Origin of the sequence: Ensifer sp. 22521, from assembly GCF_052044795.1 — a bacterium.
Lineage (GTDB): Bacteria > Pseudomonadota > Alphaproteobacteria > Rhizobiales > Rhizobiaceae > Ensifer.
Window position 1 is genome coordinate 265,723 of the sequence record NZ_JBQENM010000009.1, and the last position, 22,180, is coordinate 287,902.

Below are 22,180 nucleotides of genomic sequence, written 5' to 3' on the forward strand. Positions count from 1 at the left end.
CAGCAACGTGGGTACGCGGAGATGCTGCAATGTCCAACTTCAAGCGCCTTTTCGGCGGCCGAGACGGCGCCGCTGCAATCGAATTCGCAATCATAGCGCCGCTCTTCTTCCTTTGCGTGCTGACCTTGATCGCCTACGGCGTCTATCTCAGCACAGCGCATTCCATACAGCAGATCGCCGCCGATGCCGCGCGCACAGCCATCGCTGGACTATCCCAAGGCGAGCGTGAACGCCTCGCGACCGACTACATCCGCCGCACCACGATGGATCAGGCCTTCATAAAATCCTCGCGTATGACCGTGACCGTCAAAGACGACGCCAGCAACGCCAACCAGTTCACCGTTCGGATCAAATACGACGCCGCCGACCTCCCGATTTTTAACCTTTTCACGTTCGCGATGCCGAGCAGCCAGATCGAGCGCTTTGCAACCATACGCGTGGGAGGGGTCTGACATGGCGTGGAAATCAACGCGACTGCGCACGCTGCTCCGATCACAAGACGCCAATATCGGCATCTCTGCCGCACTGGTTATGCCACTGGTCATCGCCTCAATGGGGCTCGGCATCGACTACGGCTATCTCACCGTGCAGAAACGTGAGATGCAGTCGGCGGTCGACCTTGCCGCGATCGCAGCGGCCGCCAATATCACGTCGGCCGAGAAGGCCGTGCTCAACCATTTCTCCAACAATGGCCTCAACTACGCCGTGGCCACGCCGACCGGGCTGATGACGGTCGATGGCAAGGTGCTGCCGCTGAGCGATGTCGGCACGGGCAAGGTGGATGGCGTGGCCACGCTGGCGCGCGGCCGCTATATCCCCGACCCGTCCGTCGAGGCCGGACAGCGCTTCATCAAGGACGCAACGCCGACCGATGCCGTTCAGGTTCTGCTGGAAAAGAAAGGCCAGATCTTCCTTGCCTCCATGTTCAGCGCGCCGCCGGATTTAAGCGTCATCGGCACGGCCGCCAGCTCCAAGATTGCCGCCTTCTCTGTCGGCTCGCGTCTCGCCAGCCTGAACGACGGGTTGCTGAATTCGATCCTCGGGCAAATGCTCGGCACGACCGTCTCCCTCAAGGTCATGGATTATCAGGCGCTCATCGACGCCGACATCGACGTCCAGCCGTTCCTAGAGATCGTCGCGACAAAGCTGAACCTGACCACCGCCTCCTATGAGGACGTGCTGAAGGCCAATCTGACCATGCCGCAGTTGCTCTCCTCGATGCGGCTCGTCCAGGGTCTTTCAGGCACAGTGACAGCCGCGCTGAAGAGCATCGAGCTTTCGACCGCAAACAACAAGAAGACCGTCACACTGGCCCAGATCCTCAACCTCGATCCGAAAAAGAACCTGCAGATCGATGCCGGTTCCGATTGGGCGATGAAGATCAGCGCGCTGCAGATCGTCTCCGCGGCCGCCGCAATTGCCAATGGCGAACACCAGATCGCGCTCAACGCCGTGACCGGGCTTCCCGGCATCGCTTCTGCCAAGGTCAAGCTCGCGATCGGCGAGCCGCCGGTCCAGACGCCCAGCCACCGCCTCGGAACCCCGGGGGCGGCCGTGCGCACCGCCCAGACCCGCCTCGCCGTCGAAGTCAACGTCGATGGCCTTGCGGCCCTTGCCGGCATCCGCATCAGACTGCCGATCTACGTCGAACTTGCCTATGCCGAGGCGAAACTTGCCGACATCCGCTGCTACGGCGGTACTCCGGAAAACGCGGCGGTCAGCGTCGACGCGGTGCCGGGCATTGCCGAGATCGCGATCGGCGACGTCGACCCGACAGTGCTCTCGAACTTCTCGTCGGATGCCCGCGTGCAAAGGGCCCGCCTCGTCGATGCCCTCGTCGTCAAGATCGATGCGCTCGCTCATGTCGAAGCACAGAACCTCAAGGTCTCGCGCCTGAGCTTCAGCCCATCCGAGATTGCGGCTCGATCGATCAAGAGCGTCTCCACGAAGGATATTCTCACCTCCACGACCCAAACGCTGCTCAACAACCTCGACGTCAACATCCAGGTTCTGTTCCTCACGCTCGGCAGCCCGACGATCGTCCAGCAAGCCCTGGCCCAGACCTTGGGTTCCGTCACCAAGCCGGTCGATGATCTCCTCTACAACCTGCTCCTGCTCGTCGGCGTCCGGGTCGGCGAGGCCGATGTACGCGTCACCGGCGTCAAGTGCCAGCCGCCTGTGCTGGTGCAATGATCGAGATCCAGCAATCGAACGGGGCGCCTGACGGCTGAACGTCAGGTGCCCCGTTTGAACAAAATCGGTTGTTCGCACGTTATGGGCAAGCTACTCCTACTAAAAGGGGTTAGGCTGAGTGGCGGCTGGCGACCGGGCATCTTGAAATTCAAGCATCCGGCACGCCGCGCAAGCTTCGGGGGGTGTGCGCAGCAAATGCGTGTCGTGGCAGAGCATGAGGGCGTTGCGCCAGTTGGTGCGCTTGCCTTCACCGCAGAAGATTTTCGCAATCATCCGAACTTCCGGGCGATCCTTCAGGCGAGCGCCCGCGATCTGATGTCGGTGTTTGATGTCTTCCCTCGAGTTGCCCGCCTCGTCGCCTCCCATCAGAAATGGACGCTGAGCCAAGCCGTCTACACACTTCACCTCGAGCGCGATCCAGCGAATCCGGAGACGGGTATCACCACCGCGCGCCTGCTAAAGTTCATGCATGAGATGGGCGGCGCCAGCCGCAATACCGCTGCCGCCTTCATTGCCGAACTGCTGACCTACAAGCTGCTGCGCGATACCAATGGCGGTCGTGCCAGAAAGAAAGTGCGGCCCCTGGAGCCGACCGAAATCAGCGAAGGGGCGATGTTGCGCTGGTTCATGAGCCAGATGGGCACGCTCGACCGTTTCGACGGCAAGGGCCGCCTTCAGCGCGTCGAAGCCGATCGGACGATCTTTGAGCGCGCCCAACCGATCGCCACCCGCCTTCTGCTCGCCGACCGGCGGTGGAACGAGCCGCCGGAAGCTGTGGCCGCCTTCGTCTGGACCGAATGCGGCGGCCTGCTGCTCGACGATCTCATGTCGCGGCCGCAAAGCCTCGATCCGGTCGACGGCAAAGTCTGGCTCGAAGCGAGCCTCTCGGAACTCGCCACGCACTACATGATCTCCAACACGCATATCAGGCGCATTTTCACCCGCGCCCAGGATGCGGGCCTCATCGGCCGCGCCGGCGAAGGCCAGCGCGGGCTGTTCTGGCTAGGCGAACGCCTGCTCGACGAATATTGTCAGTGGCAATCGGTCAAGATGGCCGGCCTTGCCAATGGCTATGAGCAGGCGGTTCGGCAGGCAACAAGCATGCCGGAGTGATCGCTCAGCTGCGTCCGGCCGCATATTTCGGCAAGTCGTCGGTGATTTCGTAGAAGTCGCCCTGGTCTTCGCAGAAGATGTGATAGCCACCCTTCAGCACGGTCGGCTTCTCGAAGGCCCCAGCCATGATCGAGATGTAATCCTGCCCGTCGCCCTTCCAGAACAGGGCCGAGCCGCAGATCCGGCAAAAGCCACGGCTGGCGCTGTCGCTTGCCCGATACCAAGTGACATGCTCCATTCCCTCGACCTCAAGGCCGTCGTTCCGGACATTCGTCGCGGCATAGTAGAGCCCGGTCTGCTTCCGGCATTGGCTGCAATGGCAGTAGATCAGCTCGCGCAGCTCGCCCTGTGCGGCAAAGCGCACTGCCCCGCAAAGACAGCTTCCCTTGTGAACGTCCGGCATTGTTCCCCCAAAGCGAAATCGTGATGCATCACCCTGTCATGCGGTGGATAAGGCGGCACGATTGCGCGCGCCGCTTCCTGCTCCAGACACGAAAATGCCGGACCAGCTTCCAGAGCTGGCCCGGCATTGTCAAATTCAAAACTCCCAAGCGACGTTCAGAAAGCCTGAACGATGCCAGGGGATTAGATCAGCCGTTGACGACCATCTTCTTCTCGTCGCGGCCGCCCTTCATGCGCTCGGCCAGCAGGAACGCGAGTTCCAGCGCCTGGTCCGCATTGAGGCGCGGATCGCAATGGGTGTGGTAGCGGTCGGCAAGATCGTCGCCGGAAAGCGCGCGCGCACCGCCGGTGCATTCCGTCACGTCGTTGCCGGTCATCTCGATATGGATGCCGCCCGGATGCGTGCCCTCTGCCCGGTGAATCTGGAAGAAGCTCTCGACTTCCGACAGGATCCGCTCGAACGGGCGGGTCTTGTAGTTGTTGAGCGTGATCGTGTTGCCGTGCATCGGATCGCAGGACCAGACGACCTTCTTGCCTTCGCGCTCGACCGCACGGATGAGGCGCGGCAGATGCTCCGCCACCTTGTCATGGCCGAAGCGGCAGATCAGCGTCAGGCGGCCGGCTTCGTTGGCCGGGTTCAGAAGATCGATCAGCTCCAGGAGACCATCGGCCGTCAGCGACGGGCCGCACTTGAGACCGAGCGGGTTCTTGATACCGCGGCAGTATTCGATGTGCGCATGGTCGGGCTGGCGGGTACGGTCGCCGATCCAGATCATGTGGCCGGAGGTGGCGTACCAGTCGCCCGAGGTCGAGTCGACACGCGTCAGCGCCTGCTCGTAACCGAGCAGCAGCGCCTCGTGGCTGGTGAAGAAATCGGTCTCGCGCAGGCTCGGATGGTTTTCCGAGGTGATGCCGATCGCCTTCATGAAGTCCATGGTCTCGGAGATGCGGTCGGCGAGCTTGCGGTAGCGCTCTGCCTGCGGGCTATCCTTGACGAAGCCGAGCATCCACTGGTGCACGTTGTCGAGGTTGGCATAGCCGCCCATGGCGAAGGCGCGCAGAAGGTTCAGCGTTGCAGCCGACTGACGGTAGGCCATGATCTGGCGTTCCGGGTTCGGGATACGCGCTTCCTCGGTGAACTCGATGCCGTTGATGATGTCGCCACGGTAGGACGGCAGCGTCACGTCGCCCTGCTTCTCGACGCCCGAAGAACGGGGCTTGGCGAACTGGCCGGCTATGCGGCCGACCTTCACCACCGGCTGCTGCGCGCCGAAGGTCAAGACGACGGCCATCTGCAGGAAGGCGCGGAAGAAGTCGCGGATCGTGTCGGCGCCATGCTCGGCGAAACTTTCAGCGCAGTCGCCGCCCTGCAGCAGGAAGCCGCGGCCTTCGGCAACATTGGCAAGGGCACTCTTCAGACGGCGCGCTTCGCCTGCAAACACCAGCGGCGGATACTTCGCGAGGCTCGCTTCGGTCGCCTCAAGCGCTGCCAGGTCCGGATAGTCCGGCACCTGCTGGATGGGTTTCTGCCGCCAGCTGTTTGGAGTCCAAGTCTGTGCCATTTCGATCACCTGTTGTCTGCCGCGGATCTATCCGCGCGGGTCGCGCCCTGACGGCCGAAGGTGGCCGCCCGGTATTCGGAAATTTCACTCATGTCCGCGTGCCCTGCCCCAACGCAAGATTATTGCGCCAAGCTCGCCCGAAGCCGGTGACTTCGCGGATGCGGGCTTATAGACGTTAAGCGAAGGCTTGGAAAGACATCCTACCAGAATTCATCGGCTCCGGCGCCTGCAAAGCAAGGCACCGGCTGCCGGGGCCTCAGACCCGCTCGCCCTTGCGGATGCGGTAGGACGGCGAATACATCGTCACCAGTTCTTCCGCCGCCGTCGGGTGCACCGCCATCGTCCGGTCGAAATCGTCCTTGGTGCAGCCGGCCTTCAGCGAGATGCCGAGCAGCTGGGCCATCTCGCCCGCATCATGGCCGAGGATGTGGGCACCGAGCACCTTGCGGTCGGCAGCGTTGACGATCAGCTTCATGATCATCTTTTCCTTGCGGCCCGAAAGCGTCGCCTTCATCGGCCGGAATTCGGCGCGATAAACGTCCAGCTCGTCGAAGCGGCGCGTCGCCTCTTCTTCCGTCAGACCGACGGTGCCGATCTCCGGCTGCGAGAAGACGGCGGTGGGGATCAGGTCGTGATCCGGCGACACCGGATTGTTCTTGTACTCGGTCTCGATGAAGCACATGGCCTCGTGGATCGCGACCGGCGTCAGTTGCACGCGGTCGGTGACATCGCCAAGCGCATAGATGCCAGGCGCACTGGTGCGCGAGAACGCATCGACGATGATGGCGCCGCGCTCATCGGTCTTGACGCCAGCCGCTTCGAGGCCGAGGCCCGTGGTGTTCGGCACGCGGCCAAGCGCCAGCATCACCTGATCGACGGCGATGTCGCCGTGCTTCATCGTGCGCGCGACACGCTTCCCAGCATCATCGAGGGCGACCGACTGGATAAGGTCCTCGCACAGGATACGGATGCCCTTCTCTTCCATGGCCACATGCAGCCCGCGGCGCAGGTCTTGGTCGAAGCGCGACAGAATTTCCTTGCCGCGATAGATCAGCGTCGTCTCGACGCCGAGGCCGTGGAAGATGTTGGCGAATTCGACGGCGATGTAGCCGCCGCCCGCAATCAGGATCGACTTCGGCAGCTCCTCGAGATCGAAAGCCTCGTTCGAGGAAATGCAGTGCTCGTGTCCCGGCAGCGCGTCATGCGGCGTCGGATGACCGCCGACGGCGATCACAATCCGCTCGGCCGTCGCCGTGCGGCCGCTGTTGAGCAGGCGAACCGTATTGGGACCGACCAGCTCGGCGCGCGTATGCAGGATTTCGGCGCCGGCATTGTTCAGACCCTTCTGGTAGAGCCCTTCGAGCCGGGTGATTTCCTGTTCCTTGGCGGCGACCAGTTTCTGCCAGTCGAACCGGCTTTCGCCGACCGACCAGCCGAAACCGGCTGCGTCCTCGAAATGTTCGGAAAACTGCGACGCGTAGACATAGAGCTTCTTCGGCACGCAGCCGCGAATGACGCAGGTGCCGCCGTAGCGAAACTCCTCCGCAATCGCCACCTTCTTGCCGAGGCTCGCTGCCAGGCGCCCGCTCCTGACGCCGCCGGATCCGCCACCGATTACGAAGAGGTCATAGTCGAAAGCGGGCATGGACAGTCTCCTGAAAGCAGCGGCCGAAATGGCGAAATGGAAAGCGCGCCGAACGATCTCGCGTTCGGCAGCCGGTGCGACCAGCCGAAGGCCGCGCCGCAGGCACATATAGTGGTGCCTCCGGCCAAAAGAAAAGCCCGGATCTCTCCGGGCTCCTCGAAACGTGATGAACCGTGGCCGGCGACGGTTATTGCGCCGGCGCCTGGACGGCGCCCTCGGCAGCCGGCTGCGTGCTGCCAACCTTTTCGTCGAGCGACTTGGTGGCTTCCTGGGTCAGATCGCGGGAAACGCCTGCGGCCCAGATGTCGGCGGCCTTCAGCAGTTCGCGCGAAGCGATCGGGCCGTTATCCAGGAGCTTCTTGCCGGCGGACGAGCCGTAAAATTCGGTGATCGCGTTCAGTTCTTCGAGCGAGAAGGTCTTGGCGTAGATCGTCGCCGCTTCGTTCTCGAGATCGGCACGGCGCGCGGCAAGGCTAAGTGCCTTCTCGTCGACGGTTGCCGTGATCAGTTCCTGATGGTTCGGCGATGACTGGATCAGCGTGTTCTTCAGCCGCTCGGCAAGGTTCGGCAGAATGTTGTCGAAGCTGTTGGTCACGCCAAGCGCTGCGATCGTCGCGCGCGCTGCCTTGATCTGCTCTTCGGAGACGTCCTGGGCCTGCACCGCCGGAATCGATGCGGAAAGCAGAATCGCGGTGGCAGCGAATGTGCGGACAAGACCTGCGAGTTTGTTCATTTTTACCCTTGCTCCTGTGTTTGTCGCATGCTGCCCGGGCGATTTCCGCCGCCAGGCCCGCATGTGTGGAAACCTGTTGTCTTTACCGCTCCCAGCCCATTGCGGGCTGTCGGGAGCCAGCTCAGGACGCAGTCAGAATGCGTGCCTGCTCCGGCCCTGCAATGATTGCCAGCGACGCGATGTCGATGAAAAGCCCGTGCTCGACGACGCCGGGAATGGCATTCAGCTCCCCCGCGAGCGCATCTGCATCAGGAATACGGCCAAAAGATGCATCGAGAATGAGGTGTCCACCGTCGGTCTTGAAGGCGCCGTCGTGCGATTGACGCACGGCGATTTCGCCGGAAAGGCCGAGCCGCGAAGCGACTTTCTCGATCGCGATCCGCGTTGCCACCTGACCGAAGGGATTGACCTCGATCGGCAGCTTGAAGGCACCGAGGACCTCGACCACCTTCGATTCGTCGGCGATCACGATCATTCGCTTCGACGTGCTCGCGACGATCTTTTCGCGCAGCAATGCGCCGCCGCCGCCCTTGATCAGCCGCAGCCGGCCATCGACCTCGTCGGCGCCGTCGATCGTCAGGTCCAGTTCCGGCAGCTCATCGAGCGATTTCAACGGCACACCGAGTTCGAGGCAGAGCCGCGCCGTGCGCTCCGAAGTGGGAACGCCTTCGATACGGAAGCCGGAGGCGACCTTCTCGGCCAGCAGCCGGACAAATTCCTCAGCCGTGGAGCCCGTACCGATGCCGAGGCGCATGCCGTCTTCGACATATTCCAGAGCCGCAGCCGCGGCTTTGATTTTCATTTCGCGGGCGTCCATGCGCCAGTCGCTCCCTTGTAATTCCGACGGACGGCTTTGCTGCAAGCAGCGAACGGCCGGCCCGTTTTCCGCTGAGACACTTACACGCCCGGCGACGCAAACAAAAGTCAAAATGAAATTGCCGCCAAGGATTCCGCAGGACTTGGGACATGTACTCCCCATTGCATTCTGCTGTCACTTCGCCTACCCGAACGGCAACGTTTCCGGTGCCATGAGGTTTTTCGGTGTCATCTCCCATAGTCGTCTTCGATCTCGATGGAACGCTTGTCGATACCGCGCCGGACCTGGTCGCGAGCCTCAACCATGCGGTGACCCAGGCCGGCATCGCACCGGTCGGCTATGCGGATCTGACCCATCTTGTCGGGCACGGCGCACGCGCCATGATCGAGCGCACCTTCGCGCTCCGGCAAAAGCCGCTCGCTGAAGACGTCCTGGAATGGCAGCTCAAGGAGTTCGTCGATTTCTACCACGGCTCGATGCCCGGCGATTCGCTGCCCTATCCGGGCCTCATCGACGCGCTCGACCGGCTCTCCGGCGCCGGCTTCAAGCTGGCGGTCTGCACCAACAAGCCGGAAAAGCTGGCAACGCGCCTGCTCGAACGCCTGGGGCTGATCGAACGCTTCGCCGCGATTTCGGGTGGCGACACTTTCGAAGTGCGCAAGCCGAATGCCGAGCACCTCCTGAGAACCGTCACCAATGCCGGCGGCTCGGCCGAACGCTCGGTGATGGTCGGCGACAGCCTCAACGACTTCCTCGTCGCGCGCAATGCAGCGGTGCCGTCGATTGCGGTTCCTTTCGGCTACTCGGACGTCCCCGTCGAAAGCCTCGAACCGACGAAAATCATCAGCCACTTCGACGAGCTGACACCGGAACTGGTCTCGGCGCTGCTCGAAGCCCGATGATCGAATAGAAAAAAGGCCGCTCGAAGCGGCCTTTTCTTATTCTTGTGTCTTATCCTTCGGCCCTGCGGGCGCCGCGCGTCGCGTCAAAGGCGCGGTTCATGTACATGTCACGCTCATAGACGTCGTCGAAATACTCGACGACACCATCCTTGTTCGGCCAGGCCGTGAAGTAGGCGACATAAACCGGCACCTTCACCGGAACCTGCAGCGCCTTGTTGCCGCCGCCGGCAATCTCCTTGCCGACGTCCTCGACGCTCGTACCGAGCACGGCCGCCGCCATCAGGCGAGGATCGGCAAGCCGCACGCAACCGTGGCTGAGTGCCCGGTTGTCGCGCTTGAAGAAGCTCTTCGACGGAGTGTCGTGCATGTAGATCGCATGCGCGTTGGGGAACAGGATTTTCAGCTCGCCGAGCGCGTTGTCGCTGCTCGGCGGCTGGCGTACTGCGACCGAAGCGGTCGAGCCGTTCCAGTTGACCGACGCCGACGGAACCGGCCGGCCGCCGACTTCGACCTGGTAGCCCATGCGATCGAGATAGTTCGGGTCGCTGCGGAGCTTCGGCAGCATCTCGTTGACGATGATCGACTGCGGCACGCCCCAATACGGATTGACCTCGACGGTCTGGATCTCGTCCTGGAAGAAATAGGTCTGGTTCGTCTTCGAGCCGACGACCACGCGCATCGAGAACTGCTCGGCGCCCTGGTCGGTATAGGTCGCGGTGAAGGCCGGCTGGTTGATGAAGACGTAGCGGCCGCCGAGGCCATCCGGCAGCCAGCGCGCCTGCTCCATGGCGATCTCGAGCTTGTTGATCTTGTTCGCCACGCTGTCGCCACCCGTCAGGATGCGCACCGACGCCTGGCCGACGACGCCATCAGCCTTCAGCCCGTGTTCCTTCTGGAAGGCCTCGACCACGGTTACCAGTTCCGGCGTGTATTCCGGCGCTCCCTGGTAAGCGGCAAGAACCGCCGCATGTTCGGTCTTCAGCGCTTCCGAGCCCTTGAGGCGAATACCGGCAATGATGTTGGCGAGCTCGGGATTGCTCTGGCCCGGCTTCAGCAGCGTGCCGGGCGCGATCTCGACGCGCTGCTCGGCGCCTGTTTCCGCCCTCAGCTTCTCCAGTTCGACGGAGAGTGCCGCAAATTGCGCGCTCTTCGGGTTCTGGTCGTTGAGAAGCGTGGCGACGTCGTTGCTCGCAGACAGCTTGTCGAGAAGCGGGGCGAGTTCGACAGTCTTGCGCTTGAAGTCGTGGTAGCCGGAGATCTTGTTCGGATCGATGCGGCCGCGCACGGTGTCCTGCGCATAGGTCAGCGTTGCCGCCGACAGCGCGATTTCGAACTGCAGCAGCTCCTTTTCGCGCGCGATCATGTCGCCGCGGTCGAAAGTGTCTGCCGGTACGTTGACGGCATAGTCCTGCGGGTCGAGGCCGACCTTGGCTGCATCGGCGAGAACGGCGACCGCCGCCTTTGCCTTGGAGTTCACGCCTTCGGCGCCGATCCAGATGTAATCCATGCGGGCGCCGTAATGGGCTTCGACCGCCTTGGCGACGTCGCCGGACGCGCGAACGTTGATATCCGGCAGGAACTGCCGCGCGTCGGCAAGCGGCGTGCGCAGCATCGGCGGCAGCGCATCGTTGCGCACGGAGCCGGTAACGACCGGATCGAGCAGCTTGTCGGTCGAGATGCGACGCAGCGGCTCCGCCTTGTAGGTGTAATATTTGGGGCCCGTGACCTTCGGCAGCGGCTTGGCCGCCTGCTGCGGGTCGACCATCGTGCCCATGCCCGGCAGCGGCTGGGTCGGCTGAACCTGCTGAGCCTCGGTCTTCTTCCGGCCCGCCCGGATGAAATCGCCAAATGTGAAGGCCGAAGCCGGCCGCACATCCATGGTCGCGATCGCACAGCCGCTCATGAGCGCCACGACCGCTGCCGTCTTAATTACTCTCATATGAAACTACGTCCCCGTATCGCGTTGTCGCCGAATTCGACTGAAGCCAGATTCTCGCCACGCCCTCGTGCACTGAAAGTTATAGAAAAGGATGGTGAATGAAAAGGAAACGCGCCCGCGAACATCGACCTTGAATCTCCTTCCTCGCCCCGGCAATCGCCTCGATTCCATAACGTTCGAAGGGGGATAAAAATTTGATCCATATGGATTTTATTTCAGCGGGAGGTCATGGGCCGGTTGCAGCCGCCGATCGGCGCCTAAAAAGAACGCCGCGCCTGTGACCGAAACATCACAACGGCGCCCGCGGCCCGCAAGCGACCGAATCACCATCGTTCCGGGCCGGCCTTGTTGCACGTCAACGTTTCAAACGATTGTAGCATGGCAAGCCGAGCCACGCCCCTTTACAAGCTCCGGCAGGCGGGGCAGAGAGAGGCCCGGCACCCTGGGGAGATGCGCCACCCGGCCGCTCGCCCAGGCTTCATGAACCGCATGATCCAAGGCAGGTATCACGATGACATCGACGCGCACGGAAACAGACACGTTCGGCCCCATCGAAGTGGCAAGCGACCGCTATTGGGGCGCCCAGGCCCAGCGCTCGCTCGGCAATTTCAAGATCGGTTGGGAAAAGCAGCCGGCCTCGATCGTCCGGGCGCTCGGCATCGTCAAGCAGGCAGCTGCCCGCACCAACCAGGCGCTCGGCCGTCTGGATTCCACCGTCGCCGATGCCATCGTCAAGGCATCGCAGGAAGTGATCGACGGCAAGCTCAACGACCATTTCCCGCTCGTCGTCTGGCAGACCGGTTCGGGCACCCAGTCGAACATGAATGCCAACGAGGTGATTTCGAACCGCGCCATCGAACTGCTCGGCGGCGTCATGGGCTCGAAGAAGCCGGTGCATCCGAACGATCACGTCAACATGAGCCAGTCGTCGAACGACACCTATCCGACGGCGATGCACATCGCCTGCGCAGAACGGGTGATCCATGACCTGCTGCCGGCGCTGAAGCATCTGCATAAGGCGCTGGAAGCCAAGGTCAAGGCATTCGATCACATCATCAAGATCGGCCGCACCCACACCCAGGATGCAACGCCGCTGACGCTCGGCCAGGAATTTTCCGGCTACTCAGCCCAGGTCGCCTCCTCGATCAAGCGCATCGAGATGACGCTGCCCGGCCTTTGCGAACTGGCCCAGGGCGGCACGGCCGTCGGTACCGGCCTCAACGCACCGGTCGGCTTTGCCGAGAAGGTCGCCGAAGAGATCGCCAAGATCACCGGCGTCGCCTTCACCTCTGCGCCAAACAAGTTCGAGGCGCTTGCCGCCCATGATTCCATGGTCTTCAGCCATGGCGCGATCAACGCGACGGCCGCCGCCCTCTTCAAGATCGCCAACGACATCCGCTTCCTCGGTTCCGGCCCGCGCTCCGGTCTCGGCGAACTGTCGCTGCCTGAAAACGAGCCTGGCTCGTCGATCATGCCCGGCAAGGTCAACCCGACCCAGTGCGAAGCACTGACCCAGGTCTGCGCCCAGGTCTTCGGCAACCATGCCTCTCTCACCTTTGCCGGCAGCCAGGGCCACTTCGAGCTCAACGTCTTCAACCCGCTGATGGCCTACAACTTCCTGCAGTCGGTGCAGCTGCTTTCCGATGCGGCCGTGTCCTTCACCGACAATTGCGTCGTCGGCATCGAGGCACGCGAAGACAACATCAAGGCGGCACTCGACCGCTCACTGATGCTGGTCACCGCGCTCGCCCCGAAGATCGGCTACGACAACGCCGCCAAGATTGCCAAGACCGCACACAAGAACGGCACGACGCTGCGCGAAGAAGCTGTCGGCGGCGGCTACGTGACGAACGAAGAGTTCGACGCGATCGTGCGTCCGGAAACGATGATCAGCCCAGCCTGATCCATTTTGATACACCACGGCGCCTCAACGGCGCCGTGGGTTCAAGTCGCAAACGCTAGGATAGATCGGCGGAAATGGCCGCAATCGATCGAACTGCGGTGCACAGCGGCGGCAAATATTAAGACTTCGCAAATCATTTGCCCCTAAAAATCATAACCCGTAAGCAGTGATTAATATTAGGGGGTTTGCACATGCAAACGGCAAACTCGGGCAAAGCACAGACGCCCGATATCGCAGCGCAAGTAACCCATGCCATGCGCATGATGGGTGTCGCGCCTATCCCCCGCAACTACGAGCTCTATTACGAAGCCTATCTCGGCTCCAACCCGCAGCTGTCGAAAGAACTCGCAGCGCTAGGCAGCCGCGCGACCCAGGATGAGCTGGATGCGATCGGCGCGCAGTACTTCAGCCACATTCACCGCTCGACCGGCATCGAGCGCGCCCACACGACGCTTGCAGCCAAGCTCGCCGAACTCGTCACCCTTTTGAAGGACGAGCAATACGCGCTCGAGAACTACAACAAGGTTCTGGACGAAGCCTATGTCAACATCGTCAGCAAGAGTGCGTCGAGCGCCGATATCCTGCGCCATGCAATCGGCATCCTGACCGAGGCGACCGCCGAGACGATGAGCCAGGGCAAGGAGCGCGTGCAAACGGTCGTGCAGAAATCCTTCGAGATGGAAGTCATCCGGCAGGAGCTCGACGAGTACAAGCGCATCGCCAACACGGATTCGCTGACGCGCCTCGCCAACCGCCGCGCCTTCGACGACAATCTGGCCGCCGTCTACAACAATGAGCATCTGAGAAACTTCACCGGCCTGCTCGTCGCCGACATCGACCATTTCAAGAAGGTCAACGACACCTTCGGCCATCCGGTCGGCGACAAGATCCTCGCGACCGTCGGTGGCGTTCTACGCGCAAACCTGCGCCGCGAGGCCTTCGTTGCCCGCACCGGCGGCGAGGAGTTCGCCATCATCCTTGGCGACAGCACCCAGGAAGAATGCCTGCAGATCGCCGATCGCATCCGCACGGTTCTTGCGGCAACGCCGTTCCGCAATTCGAAGACCGGGGTCAACTACGGCCCGATCACGCTTTCCGTCGGTGTCTGCATGGCGACCGCAGCCGAAGACCCGGTCGATCTCTACAACAAGGCGGATATCGCGCTCTATTCGGCCAAGAATGGCGGGCGCAACAAAACCGTTCTCTTCGAAGACGGCATGCGCAAGGAATCCGGCCGCAACTGGCTGATCTATCGACGCTGACCTACGGAGCTCTGCGATCGAACTGACAATCGGCGCCCTCTATGGGCGCTTTTTGTTTGCCAGGATTTGCGAGAAGTTAGCCCCTCTGGACATTGCGAGGCGGCCGATTAGCGGCCGCAGGCGTCCCCACCGGCAGCCCGAGCGATCGCGATCAGTTCCGGCCGGTACTCGAAATGCATCGTATCGAAGTGGTACCAGCGGCCACCCCAGATGAAGCCGTGCTTCTCGAAAATCTCGACGATTTTGAGCGGATAGCGGTTGCGATAGCCGTGCGCTCCCTTGGCCTTCCCGGCCCAGCGCCAGTAGTCGGCGAAATCGGTGTTGATGTCGATAGCCGCGCCGAAGCTATGGACCGACAGCGTGGCAGCCCCGGCAATCGGCCGCCAATTGAAGGTGCCGGCGCTTGGGCTGAGATAGCGCCGGAGTTCGGCATGCTGCGAAAGGTCCGCGGCGACCGCCTTCAGCGCCGCGGCCGTTCCGTGTTTCCTCGTCACCCGCAGCCGTTCGCCGAACCAGTCCACAGTGACGAGATCCCGCCTGACAGCCGTAGCACTGCTGCCATAGAGCCGCTTCAACAGTGCTTCGCTGCGGATGCGACCCGGATCGAAATCGACGGCCGGCGCTTTCGCACACGCGCCCAGCGGATAGATCTGTGACAGGCTGTCCTCGATATCCGCCGCGGCCAGCTTCTCTGCATGGCTCTTCTTCCTGCCGTCGTCGATGGAGAGCGGCCCCCCACCATCCCGCAGAACCAGGACATTGCCGTCGATCCGCTCGATGGCATCGGGGTAGGCCGTAGCCAGCAGGCTGAGCTTCTCGGATAGACTGGGCTCGCCGGCTGTCGCCTTGCCGGCCAAGAGAGCGAAAAGGAGTGCTGATGCACCTGTCAGAGCCTGCCGCCGCACCCTCGCCTCCACCCGCGCGCTTCGCTGAGATGGCGACCGTACCGGTCGGCCCCCGCAGCAGCCTACCACATGGTCTTGGCTGCGCGCTCCGGCCATTCGCGGTCATAGGTTTCGCGGTCGAAATCCGTCTTGGCAGCCTTCAGCAGCGTGCCGGGCGTCGGCAGCGATGCCGGATCGAGGAAGCGTTCCGGGTTCCAAAGCTGCGCGCGCATCACCGCACGGGCGCACTGAAAATAGACTTCACCGATGGTCACGACAATCACGCTGCGCGGGTGCTTGCCGTCGACCTCGAAGCTATCGGTAAGCTCCGGATCGATACTGAGGACGGCTGTGCCGTTGATGCGCATCGTCGTGTTCGAGCCGGGGATCAGGAACATCAGCGCCACGCGCGGGTCACGCACGATATTGGCGAGCGAATCGACCCGGTTGTTGCCGCGCCAGTCGGGAAGCAGCACCGTCTTGTCGTCGGCGATCCGAACGACGCAATCGTCGTCACCGCGCGGCGAACAATCGAGGCCCTCCGGCCCGACGGTTGCGAGCGCGCAGAAGGGCGAAGCCTCGATCATCAGCCGATACTCCGCCGTCAGCGTTTTGGTGACCTTGGCCACCGATGCTTCGCTAACACCGCCATAGAGCGCGTTGAGTTCCTCGACCGAGGTGATGACCGACATGCCGTCCTCCAATACCGAAAGATCTCCGGATCGATGGCAGGGCGCGGATTGCGAAGCGATTCCGGAGGCTAAAGCGACCCTTTGACCGATAGCATGACAGTCTGATGACGGCAGCAACGAAAAATAGTCAGGCGGCGGCTTTTTGATCTTCCGCGTGTATGAAGGCATTGATCCGCGCGATCACGGGTGCGGCCGAGACGATGCGGCGATGGCCGAAGCCGTTTGCCCAAAACATCTCCACGTTCGGCCCAGCGGCTGCATAGCGGCGGGCATGATCGGCCGCGACCTCCTTGTCGTCCTCCGCATGGATGACCAGCGTCGGCACGGCGAGGACGCCGATGATCCGCGCGGCGTCGAAATCCTCGAGGCGTCTGCCGGCGAGACGCTCGACAACATCTTCGAAGGCCGCCTGCGTCTTCGGCGCCAGGCGAAGAATTTTGCCGAAACCTTTGAAAAGCCAAGTCATCTCGCTCGGCGCGCCGATCAGCACCAGCTTCTTCGCCACATGGCTGCGCACGTCGCAGACGATGCCGCCCGCCGCACAAGCAAGGCTTCCCCCGCCAAAGGAATGACCGACGCAGACATCGAAATTGCCGAAATGCCGCCAGGCGGCGTCGATCGCCCTGACCGCTGCAGGCATCGTGAGTGTGCGTCCCGGCGAACCGCCATGCCCCGGCCAGTCGAGCGTCACCACTTCAGCGCCGCCTTTGACCAGGCCATCGATCATCGCAGCCAAGTAGTCGCTGCGCGATCCCCAGCCATGCACGAGCAGGATGCGCTTGGCGTTGGCGGCATTGCGCGGAGCGGCGAACTGGCGTGCCAGCACCCAGCCGCCGGCATAGGAAAGCGTCACCGGCTGCCCCGTGGCGATCACGGGCGCCGCGGCCGCGAGCACCGCCCTCTCCTTGGCGTTCTTAGGCTTCCGGCCGGGCGTCACGCTGAAAAGCTTGAAGGCAAGCCTGCCGGCGGCCTCGGGCGAGAACGCTGCCACGCCTTTCAGCGTGTGGCGGATGACCTTGATCGCAAAGGGTGCCATAGTGGGAATCTCTTGTTATGTTCAATGCTGAACATAATTGTACAACGTTGAACAAAAATCAAGTGACGACAGAACACCATTTCCCTTGGGATCACCCCCGTTTCCGCAGCTGGATCGCGGTTGCGCGCGCCTGCCAGCTCATGCAGCAGACGGTGACGCGCGAGATCGCCCATCTCGACATCAAGCCGCCACACCTCGATATCCTGATCAACCTCTACCGCTTCGACGGCATTTCGCAGCAGGAACTGGCACGCAAACTGCTGGTGGGCCGCTCCAACATGAGCATGCTGTTGCCGCAGCTGGAAAAGCGCGGCCTGATCCTGCGCCGCGGTGACGAGAAGGACAAACGGGTGCTGCGGTTGTCGCTGACACAGGAGGGCCGCAACCTTACGGAGGCAGCCATGGAGATCCACACGGCGCTGATCGAGAAATTGCTGGACGACGAGCCGTTGGAGGACTGCATGGTGGTCACCCGATCCATGGAGCGGCTGATCGGGATACTGCTGAAAGAAGAGGACGAACTGGCCTGACGACAGGCGCAGTCGAGATCAGCGCGGCTTTTCCGTCTTGTCGCGCGACATGCCCTTCTCAGCGAGTTCCTGTTCATAAGCACCGAAGAGCTCTCCACCCTTCTCGCCGAGTTCGCGCAGATAGCTCCAGGTGAAGATGCCGGTATCGTGAAAATCGTCGAAACCGATGCGCACCGCGTAGTTGCCGGTTGGCTGCACTGAAATGATCTGCACGTTGCGCTTGCCGGGCACCGTCACCCGTTGGCCCGGCCCATGGCCCTGCACTTCGGCAGACGGCGATAGTACCCGCAGCATCTCCGCCGAGAGATCGAAGGATGCGCCATCGTTGAAGGCGACGACGAGCCGGTGGCGATCCTTGGAGACACGCAGTTCCGTCGGCCAGATTTCACTCATATTGCCTGCTCCTGTTCGCGAACGGCAAACGCGATGCCGTCCATTCGCCGTGATCCGCCTGAAAGCTTCATCGCACCTTGCTTGCTGAAACCTCCTATCCCTGATGCGGCTTTGACTTAGGGATGAGTATGCACTAGCGCAGAAATCGGCTGGCGAGAATTACCCTGCTCTTCCGATCAACACTTTGCGACAGTATGCGCCTTGACGCGAGCAGGTTCGACAACGACATTGAAAGGGCTGGGAGAAAGACGTTTTGAACACAGCCACGATAGACAGGTTCGGCGCCAGGCCGCTAGAGCAGAAGACCGTTCCAATGATCGACCCCTTCGGTCGGGCGATTACCTATCTGCGCGTGTCGGTCACCGATCGCTGCGATTTCCGCTGCACCTATTGCATGGCGGAACACATGACCTTCCTGCCGAAGAAGGATCTGCTGACGCTCGAAGAATTGCACCGGCTTTGTTCCGCCTTCATCGCCAAGGGCGTGCGCAAGCTGCGGCTCACCGGCGGCGAGCCGCTGGTGCGCAAGAACATCATGTTCCTGGTGCGTGAACTCGGCAAGGAGATCGAGGCCGGCCGGCTCGACGAGTTGACGCTGACGACCAATGGCTCGCAGCTCGCGAAATATGCCTCCGAGCTTGTCGAGTGCGGCGTCAAGCGCATCAACGTCTCGCTCGACACGCTCGACGCGGCGAAGTTCCACCAGATCACCCGCTGGGGCGACCTCTCCAAGGTCATGGAAGGCATCGACGCGGCCCAGGCTGCCGGCCTCAAGATCAAGATCAACGCCGTGGCGCTGAAAGGTTTCAACGACGCGGAGATCCCCGATCTCATGCGCTGGGCCCATGGCCGCGGCATGGACCTGACGCTGATCGAAACCATGCCGATGGGCGAGATCGAAGAAGACCGCACCGACCACTACCTGCCGCTCTCCGAGATGCGCCGGCAATTGGAACAGAGCTTCACGTTCTCGGACATTCCCTATCGCACCGGCGGCCCTGCCCGTTATCTCGAGGTTGCGGAAACCGGCGGACGGCTCGGCCTTATCACGCCGATGACGCATAACTTCTGCGAAAGCTGCAACCGCGTCCGCCTCACCTGCACCGGCACGCTCTATATGTGCCTCGGCCAGAACGACGCGGCCGACCTGCGCACTGCGCTCCGCGCCTCCGAAGACGATGCCTATTTGAGCCAGGTGATTGACGAGGCGATCGGCCGCAAGCCGAAAGGCCACGACTTCATCATCGACCGGGAGCACAACCGTCCCGCCGTCGCCCGCCACATGAGCGTCACCGGCGGCTGACCGTCCCGCACGATACCAACTTTGGATGAACAACCGGCAGGCGGCCCCTCAACCGCCTGCCGGCACCTTCTCCCTCGCCAAGCGGGGAGAAGGGAATGTGGGGCACACGCTCGTGTCCCCACGTACTCCGCACAGATGCGTCGACGGCTTGCGCTTTCCGGCGACCTACATTGGGATGTCTTGCCGCAGTGCACGTCCCCTCGCCCCGCTTGCGGGGAGAGGGTTAGGGTGAGGGGCTGACAAGCCGGGCGGCAAGCCTTGAAAGCCGCCGTCGGAGGAACAGATCAGGCCGCGTAGCTCCCGCGCCCCTGCGCCTGCGCACCCATTCCCTCCGTACCGGTGCGGAAGCGCTCGATCTTCTCGTTAAGCGCTTCCACCTGCCGGCGCAGCCCGTGGATCTCGGCGGTGTTCTCCTCGACCATCGCGGCGTTCTGCTGGGTGATCAGCTCGACCTCATGCACTGCAGAATTGACCTCGTTGAGGCCGGTGTACTGGTCGGCTGCCGAAGCCTCGATATTGCTGACGAGGTCGTGGATCGTGGTGATGTGGCTGTTGATGACGGTGAGCGCATCGCCCGTTTCCTGCACCAGAGCAACGCCGCTCCGCACCTGCGCCGAGCTTTCGGAAATCAGCCCCTTGATCTCGCGGGCCGCTCCTGCGCAACGCTGGGCAAGCTCGCGCACCTCCTGCGCCACCACGGCAAAGCCACGTCCGGCCTCGCCTGCCCGCGCCGCCTCGACGCCGGCATTCAGCGCCAGGAGGTTGGTCTGGAAAGCGATCTCGTCGATGACGCCGATGATCGTGCTGATCTTCTCCGACGAGCGATTGATCTCCGCCATGGCGTCGATCGCCTTGGCGACCACCTGGCCGGAATGCTTGGCATAAGAATTGGTTTCGCCCACCGACACCGTCGTCTTGCGCGCACTTTCGGCCGTCGTGCGGACGATCTCCGTCAATTGCCGAAGGGCACGCGAGCTTTCCTCGAGTGCGGCCGCCTGCTGCTCGGTGCGGCGTGCCAGGTCGTCAGCCGACGACGCGAGATTGCCGGTGCCGCCGGTGATCTCGCCTGTAACGACACGCACGTCGGCCAGCGTCGCCCGCAGTGCCTCGACCGCATTGTTGTAGGTGCGCGCCATGATGACGTAGTCGGCCGGCAGGTCCTCCGCCATGCCTTCCTCGAGATTGCCGTCGGCGAGAGCTGCGAGAACATCCGAAAGCGCATTCAGCGCCTGCATCTGCTCGGCCTCGACACGGGCACGCTCCGCGGCGCGGCGCGCTTCTTCTTCTGCCGAAAGCGCACGCGCCGCCTCCGCCTCGCGCCCCAGCCGCACGTTCTCGAGGGCATTGTCGCGGAACACGGCAACGGAGCGCACCATGTCGCCGATCTCGTCGCCGCGGTTGCGACCCTCGATGGCAACGTCGAGATCGCCGCCGGCAAGCCGCGTCATCGTTTCGGTCACGCGCTTCAGCGGGCCACGCAGCGTTTCGACCAGCATCAGGCCACCGATGATGGCGAGCAGCGTGCCGGCAATCATGGCGACGATCGAGACATCGGCCGAGCGCTGGCTGTCGACCTTGCCGGCTTCCTGCGCGCTGCTGACGAAACTCTCAAGCGTGGTGCTGGCAGTGGCCACGAGTGCCGAAGCTTCCGCCTTGGCCGCCTGCCAGCGGCCGCCGACGTCGATCAGTGCCGCGGTGTCCTTGTCGATGTTGCCGAGCGAGGGCCCAAGCTTCGCCGGAAGATCGCGAAGCGCCGCGTTCTTGCCGCCGAGTTCGCCGAGCTTGCCCGCCGTTTCGCGAACCGCCTGGATGTCAGCCATGACCGGCTCGCGGCCCGCGGCATCGAGCTTGCGGTGCAACTCGCTGATATGCAGCCGCGTGCTGTCGAGCCCCTTGAAGGTATCGCCCATCAGCGCGATGAGGGTCTTCAGTTGTGAAATCTCGGCATCCATGCCGACGAAGCGCTTGGCCGCCGTATCCGAGTTCTTGGCTGCCTCCTTGGCGAAGTCCGCTTCATATTTGGAGAACTTGCTGAGGATCGGCACCAGCGCGTTTTTCTTCGCCTCGCTGTCTTCGGCACCGGCAAGGATCGCCTGAACCTTGAGCGCCTGTTCCTTCACGTCGGCAATCGGCGCTTGCACCTTTTCCGAGGCAATCTTTTCGGCCTCATCGATCTGCTTCACGAGATGCGGCAGCAGCTTGCCCGCCTGATCGATCTTGGCATCCGGATTGACGGCCATCGTGACCGGCAGTCGGAATTTCTTGATGCGCTCGGCAAGGCCCTGATAGGCGGCGGCATCGAAGAGCAGCGCCTTGGCGAAGGCTTCCTTCTCGCCGGATTCCTTGCGGATGATGTCGATCTGCTTGTAGGCACTGTTGCCCTGCTCGGTCATGTCGGCGAGCGCCGTTTCCAGCGATGCCGTCACCTGGTCCCGCTCGAGCTTGGTCACCCAGAGCTTGTCCGTCTGACTGCGCATCGCCTCACCCAGCGTCAGCACCGAGGCTATCTCTGCCTTGTCCTCACCGCGCGTCAGCAGGCTGTCCAGCGTCTTCACGCCGATTTCCTGCTCGTCGATCTGGCTCGCCAAAGCAGCGCGAGTTTCCTCGCTCGGCGCATCGGCAAAAGCCTGCAGCGCACTGCGGAGCGCCTGGAAGTCCGAGAGATTGTTGATGGTTTCCCGCGTCACGGTCATATGGCCGTTGAGCGTGCGGGCGGTAAAGAAGCCAATGAGACCAATACCGGCGATCAGCGCCACAAGCGGAACCACGAAAAGCAAAACCTTGGTGACGATCCGCAAGCGCTGCAGCAGGCGATCGATGAAAGACATTGCGCACCCCTGAATTATTCTTATGGGAAGCAGGCCCGCGCGG

At 62.6% G+C, this 22,180-nt stretch carries 18 protein-coding genes and 1 pseudogene; 8 read left to right on the forward strand and 11 right to left on the reverse strand.

Going from position 1 to position 22,180, the window contains the following annotated elements; genetic code table 11:
- The first annotated feature begins 29 nt into the window (after positions 1–29).
- The 3 genes from ACTJKE_RS16290 to ACTJKE_RS16300 all read left to right on the forward strand — a co-directional run bounded on the left by ACTJKE_RS16290 (position 30) and on the right by ACTJKE_RS16300 (position 3,306).
- A complete protein-coding gene (locus tag ACTJKE_RS16290) occupies positions 30–452 on the forward strand; it encodes a TadE/TadG family type IV pilus assembly protein (RefSeq protein ID WP_058324072.1) in 423 nt (140 codons plus the stop codon).
- Between the two features lies 1 nt (position 453).
- The gene (locus tag ACTJKE_RS16295; protein WP_113514101.1) at positions 454–2,193 is read left to right on the forward strand and encodes a pilus assembly protein TadG-related protein; all 1,740 of its coding nucleotides are present in this window, start codon (positions 454–456) and stop codon (positions 2,191–2,193) included.
- A gap of 195 nt (positions 2,194–2,388) precedes the next feature.
- On the forward strand, positions 2,389–3,306 hold the full coding sequence (locus ACTJKE_RS16300) for a hypothetical protein (RefSeq protein WP_058328290.1): 918 nt from the start codon (positions 2,389–2,391) through the stop codon (positions 3,304–3,306).
- A 4-nt stretch (positions 3,307–3,310) separates the two neighbouring features.
- Here the strand turns inward: ACTJKE_RS16300 and ACTJKE_RS16305 are convergent, their stop codons facing one another.
- From ACTJKE_RS16305 to rpiA, 5 genes are all read right to left on the reverse strand, one after another.
- The gene (locus ACTJKE_RS16305; protein ID WP_057248864.1) at positions 3,311–3,709 is read right to left on the reverse strand and encodes a GFA family protein; all 399 of its coding nucleotides are present in this window, start codon (positions 3,707–3,709) and stop codon (positions 3,311–3,313) included.
- 187 nt (positions 3,710–3,896) lie between these two features.
- Complete coding sequence (locus tag ACTJKE_RS16310; protein ID WP_058324194.1) at positions 3,897–5,270, reverse strand: class II 3-deoxy-7-phosphoheptulonate synthase; 1,374 nt, start codon at positions 5,268–5,270, stop codon at positions 3,897–3,899.
- A gap of 256 nt (positions 5,271–5,526) precedes the next feature.
- On the reverse strand, positions 5,527–6,915 hold the full coding sequence (gor, locus tag ACTJKE_RS16315; protein WP_058328314.1) for a glutathione-disulfide reductase: 1,389 nt from the start codon (positions 6,913–6,915) through the stop codon (positions 5,527–5,529).
- A 187-nt stretch (positions 6,916–7,102) separates the two neighbouring features.
- Positions 7,103–7,648 (reverse strand): DUF2059 domain-containing protein, encoded by a 546-nt coding sequence (locus tag ACTJKE_RS16320; protein WP_058328291.1) that lies wholly within the window; start codon positions 7,646–7,648, stop codon positions 7,103–7,105.
- 121 nt (positions 7,649–7,769) lie between these two features.
- Complete coding sequence (rpiA, locus tag ACTJKE_RS16325; RefSeq protein WP_057248861.1) at positions 7,770–8,465, reverse strand: ribose-5-phosphate isomerase RpiA; 696 nt, start codon at positions 8,463–8,465, stop codon at positions 7,770–7,772.
- A 224-nt stretch (positions 8,466–8,689) separates the two neighbouring features.
- Between rpiA and ACTJKE_RS16330 the strand changes: the two genes are divergently transcribed.
- Positions 8,690–9,367, forward strand: coding sequence for an HAD family hydrolase (locus ACTJKE_RS16330; RefSeq protein WP_058328292.1), 678 nt, complete (start codon positions 8,690–8,692; stop codon positions 9,365–9,367).
- A 49-nt stretch (positions 9,368–9,416) separates the two neighbouring features.
- Here the strand turns inward: ACTJKE_RS16330 and ACTJKE_RS16335 are convergent, their stop codons facing one another.
- Entirely contained in the window at positions 9,417–11,306 is a 1,890-nt protein-coding gene (locus ACTJKE_RS16335) for a L,D-transpeptidase family protein (RefSeq protein WP_110878691.1), read from the reverse strand.
- 450 nt (positions 11,307–11,756) lie between these two features.
- Between ACTJKE_RS16335 and fumC the strand changes: the two are divergent.
- Positions 11,757–13,209, forward strand: a pseudogene (gene fumC, locus ACTJKE_RS16340) (class II fumarate hydratase).
- A 191-nt stretch (positions 13,210–13,400) separates the two neighbouring features.
- Entirely contained in the window at positions 13,401–14,471 is a 1,071-nt protein-coding gene (locus tag ACTJKE_RS16345) for a GGDEF domain-containing protein (RefSeq protein WP_440692012.1), read from the forward strand.
- 107 nt (positions 14,472–14,578) lie between these two features.
- Here ACTJKE_RS16345 and ACTJKE_RS16350 read toward each other — a convergent pair whose 3' ends face one another.
- The 3 genes from ACTJKE_RS16350 to ACTJKE_RS16360 form a co-directional block, all read right to left on the reverse strand.
- Positions 14,579–15,328 carry a M15 family metallopeptidase gene (locus tag ACTJKE_RS16350; protein WP_440692014.1) on the reverse strand — a complete coding sequence of 250 codons (750 nt, stop codon included), beginning with the start codon at positions 15,326–15,328 and terminating at the stop codon, positions 14,579–14,581.
- Positions 15,329–15,438: 110 nt separating this feature from the next.
- The gene (locus tag ACTJKE_RS16355) at positions 15,439–16,047 is read right to left on the reverse strand and encodes a pyridoxamine 5'-phosphate oxidase family protein (RefSeq protein ID WP_057248856.1); all 609 of its coding nucleotides are present in this window, start codon (positions 16,045–16,047) and stop codon (positions 15,439–15,441) included.
- Positions 16,048–16,174: 127 nt separating this feature from the next.
- Positions 16,175–17,083, reverse strand: a complete 909-nt coding sequence (locus tag ACTJKE_RS16360; protein WP_113514106.1) for an alpha/beta fold hydrolase — start codon at positions 17,081–17,083, stop codon at positions 16,175–16,177.
- 17 nt (positions 17,084–17,100) lie between these two features.
- Here ACTJKE_RS16360 and ACTJKE_RS16365 point away from each other — a divergent pair, with 17 nt between their 5' ends.
- A complete protein-coding gene (locus ACTJKE_RS16365) occupies positions 17,101–17,613 on the forward strand; it encodes a MarR family winged helix-turn-helix transcriptional regulator (RefSeq protein WP_093232993.1) in 513 nt (170 codons plus the stop codon).
- Between the two features lie 18 nt (positions 17,614–17,631).
- On the opposite strand, the gene ACTJKE_RS16370 is transcribed toward ACTJKE_RS16365, so the two are convergent.
- Positions 17,632–18,006, reverse strand: a complete 375-nt coding sequence (locus tag ACTJKE_RS16370; protein ID WP_057248853.1) for a gamma-butyrobetaine hydroxylase-like domain-containing protein — start codon at positions 18,004–18,006, stop codon at positions 17,632–17,634.
- Between the two features lie 253 nt (positions 18,007–18,259).
- Between ACTJKE_RS16370 and moaA the strand changes: the two genes are divergently transcribed.
- Complete coding sequence (gene moaA, locus ACTJKE_RS16375) at positions 18,260–19,309, forward strand: GTP 3',8-cyclase MoaA (protein ID WP_093232992.1); 1,050 nt, start codon at positions 18,260–18,262, stop codon at positions 19,307–19,309.
- A gap of 284 nt (positions 19,310–19,593) precedes the next feature.
- Here moaA and ACTJKE_RS16380 read toward each other — a convergent pair whose 3' ends face one another.
- Positions 19,594–22,137, reverse strand: a complete 2,544-nt coding sequence (locus tag ACTJKE_RS16380) for a methyl-accepting chemotaxis protein (RefSeq protein ID WP_113514108.1) — start codon at positions 22,135–22,137, stop codon at positions 19,594–19,596.
- Positions 22,138–22,180 lie beyond the last annotated feature (43 nt).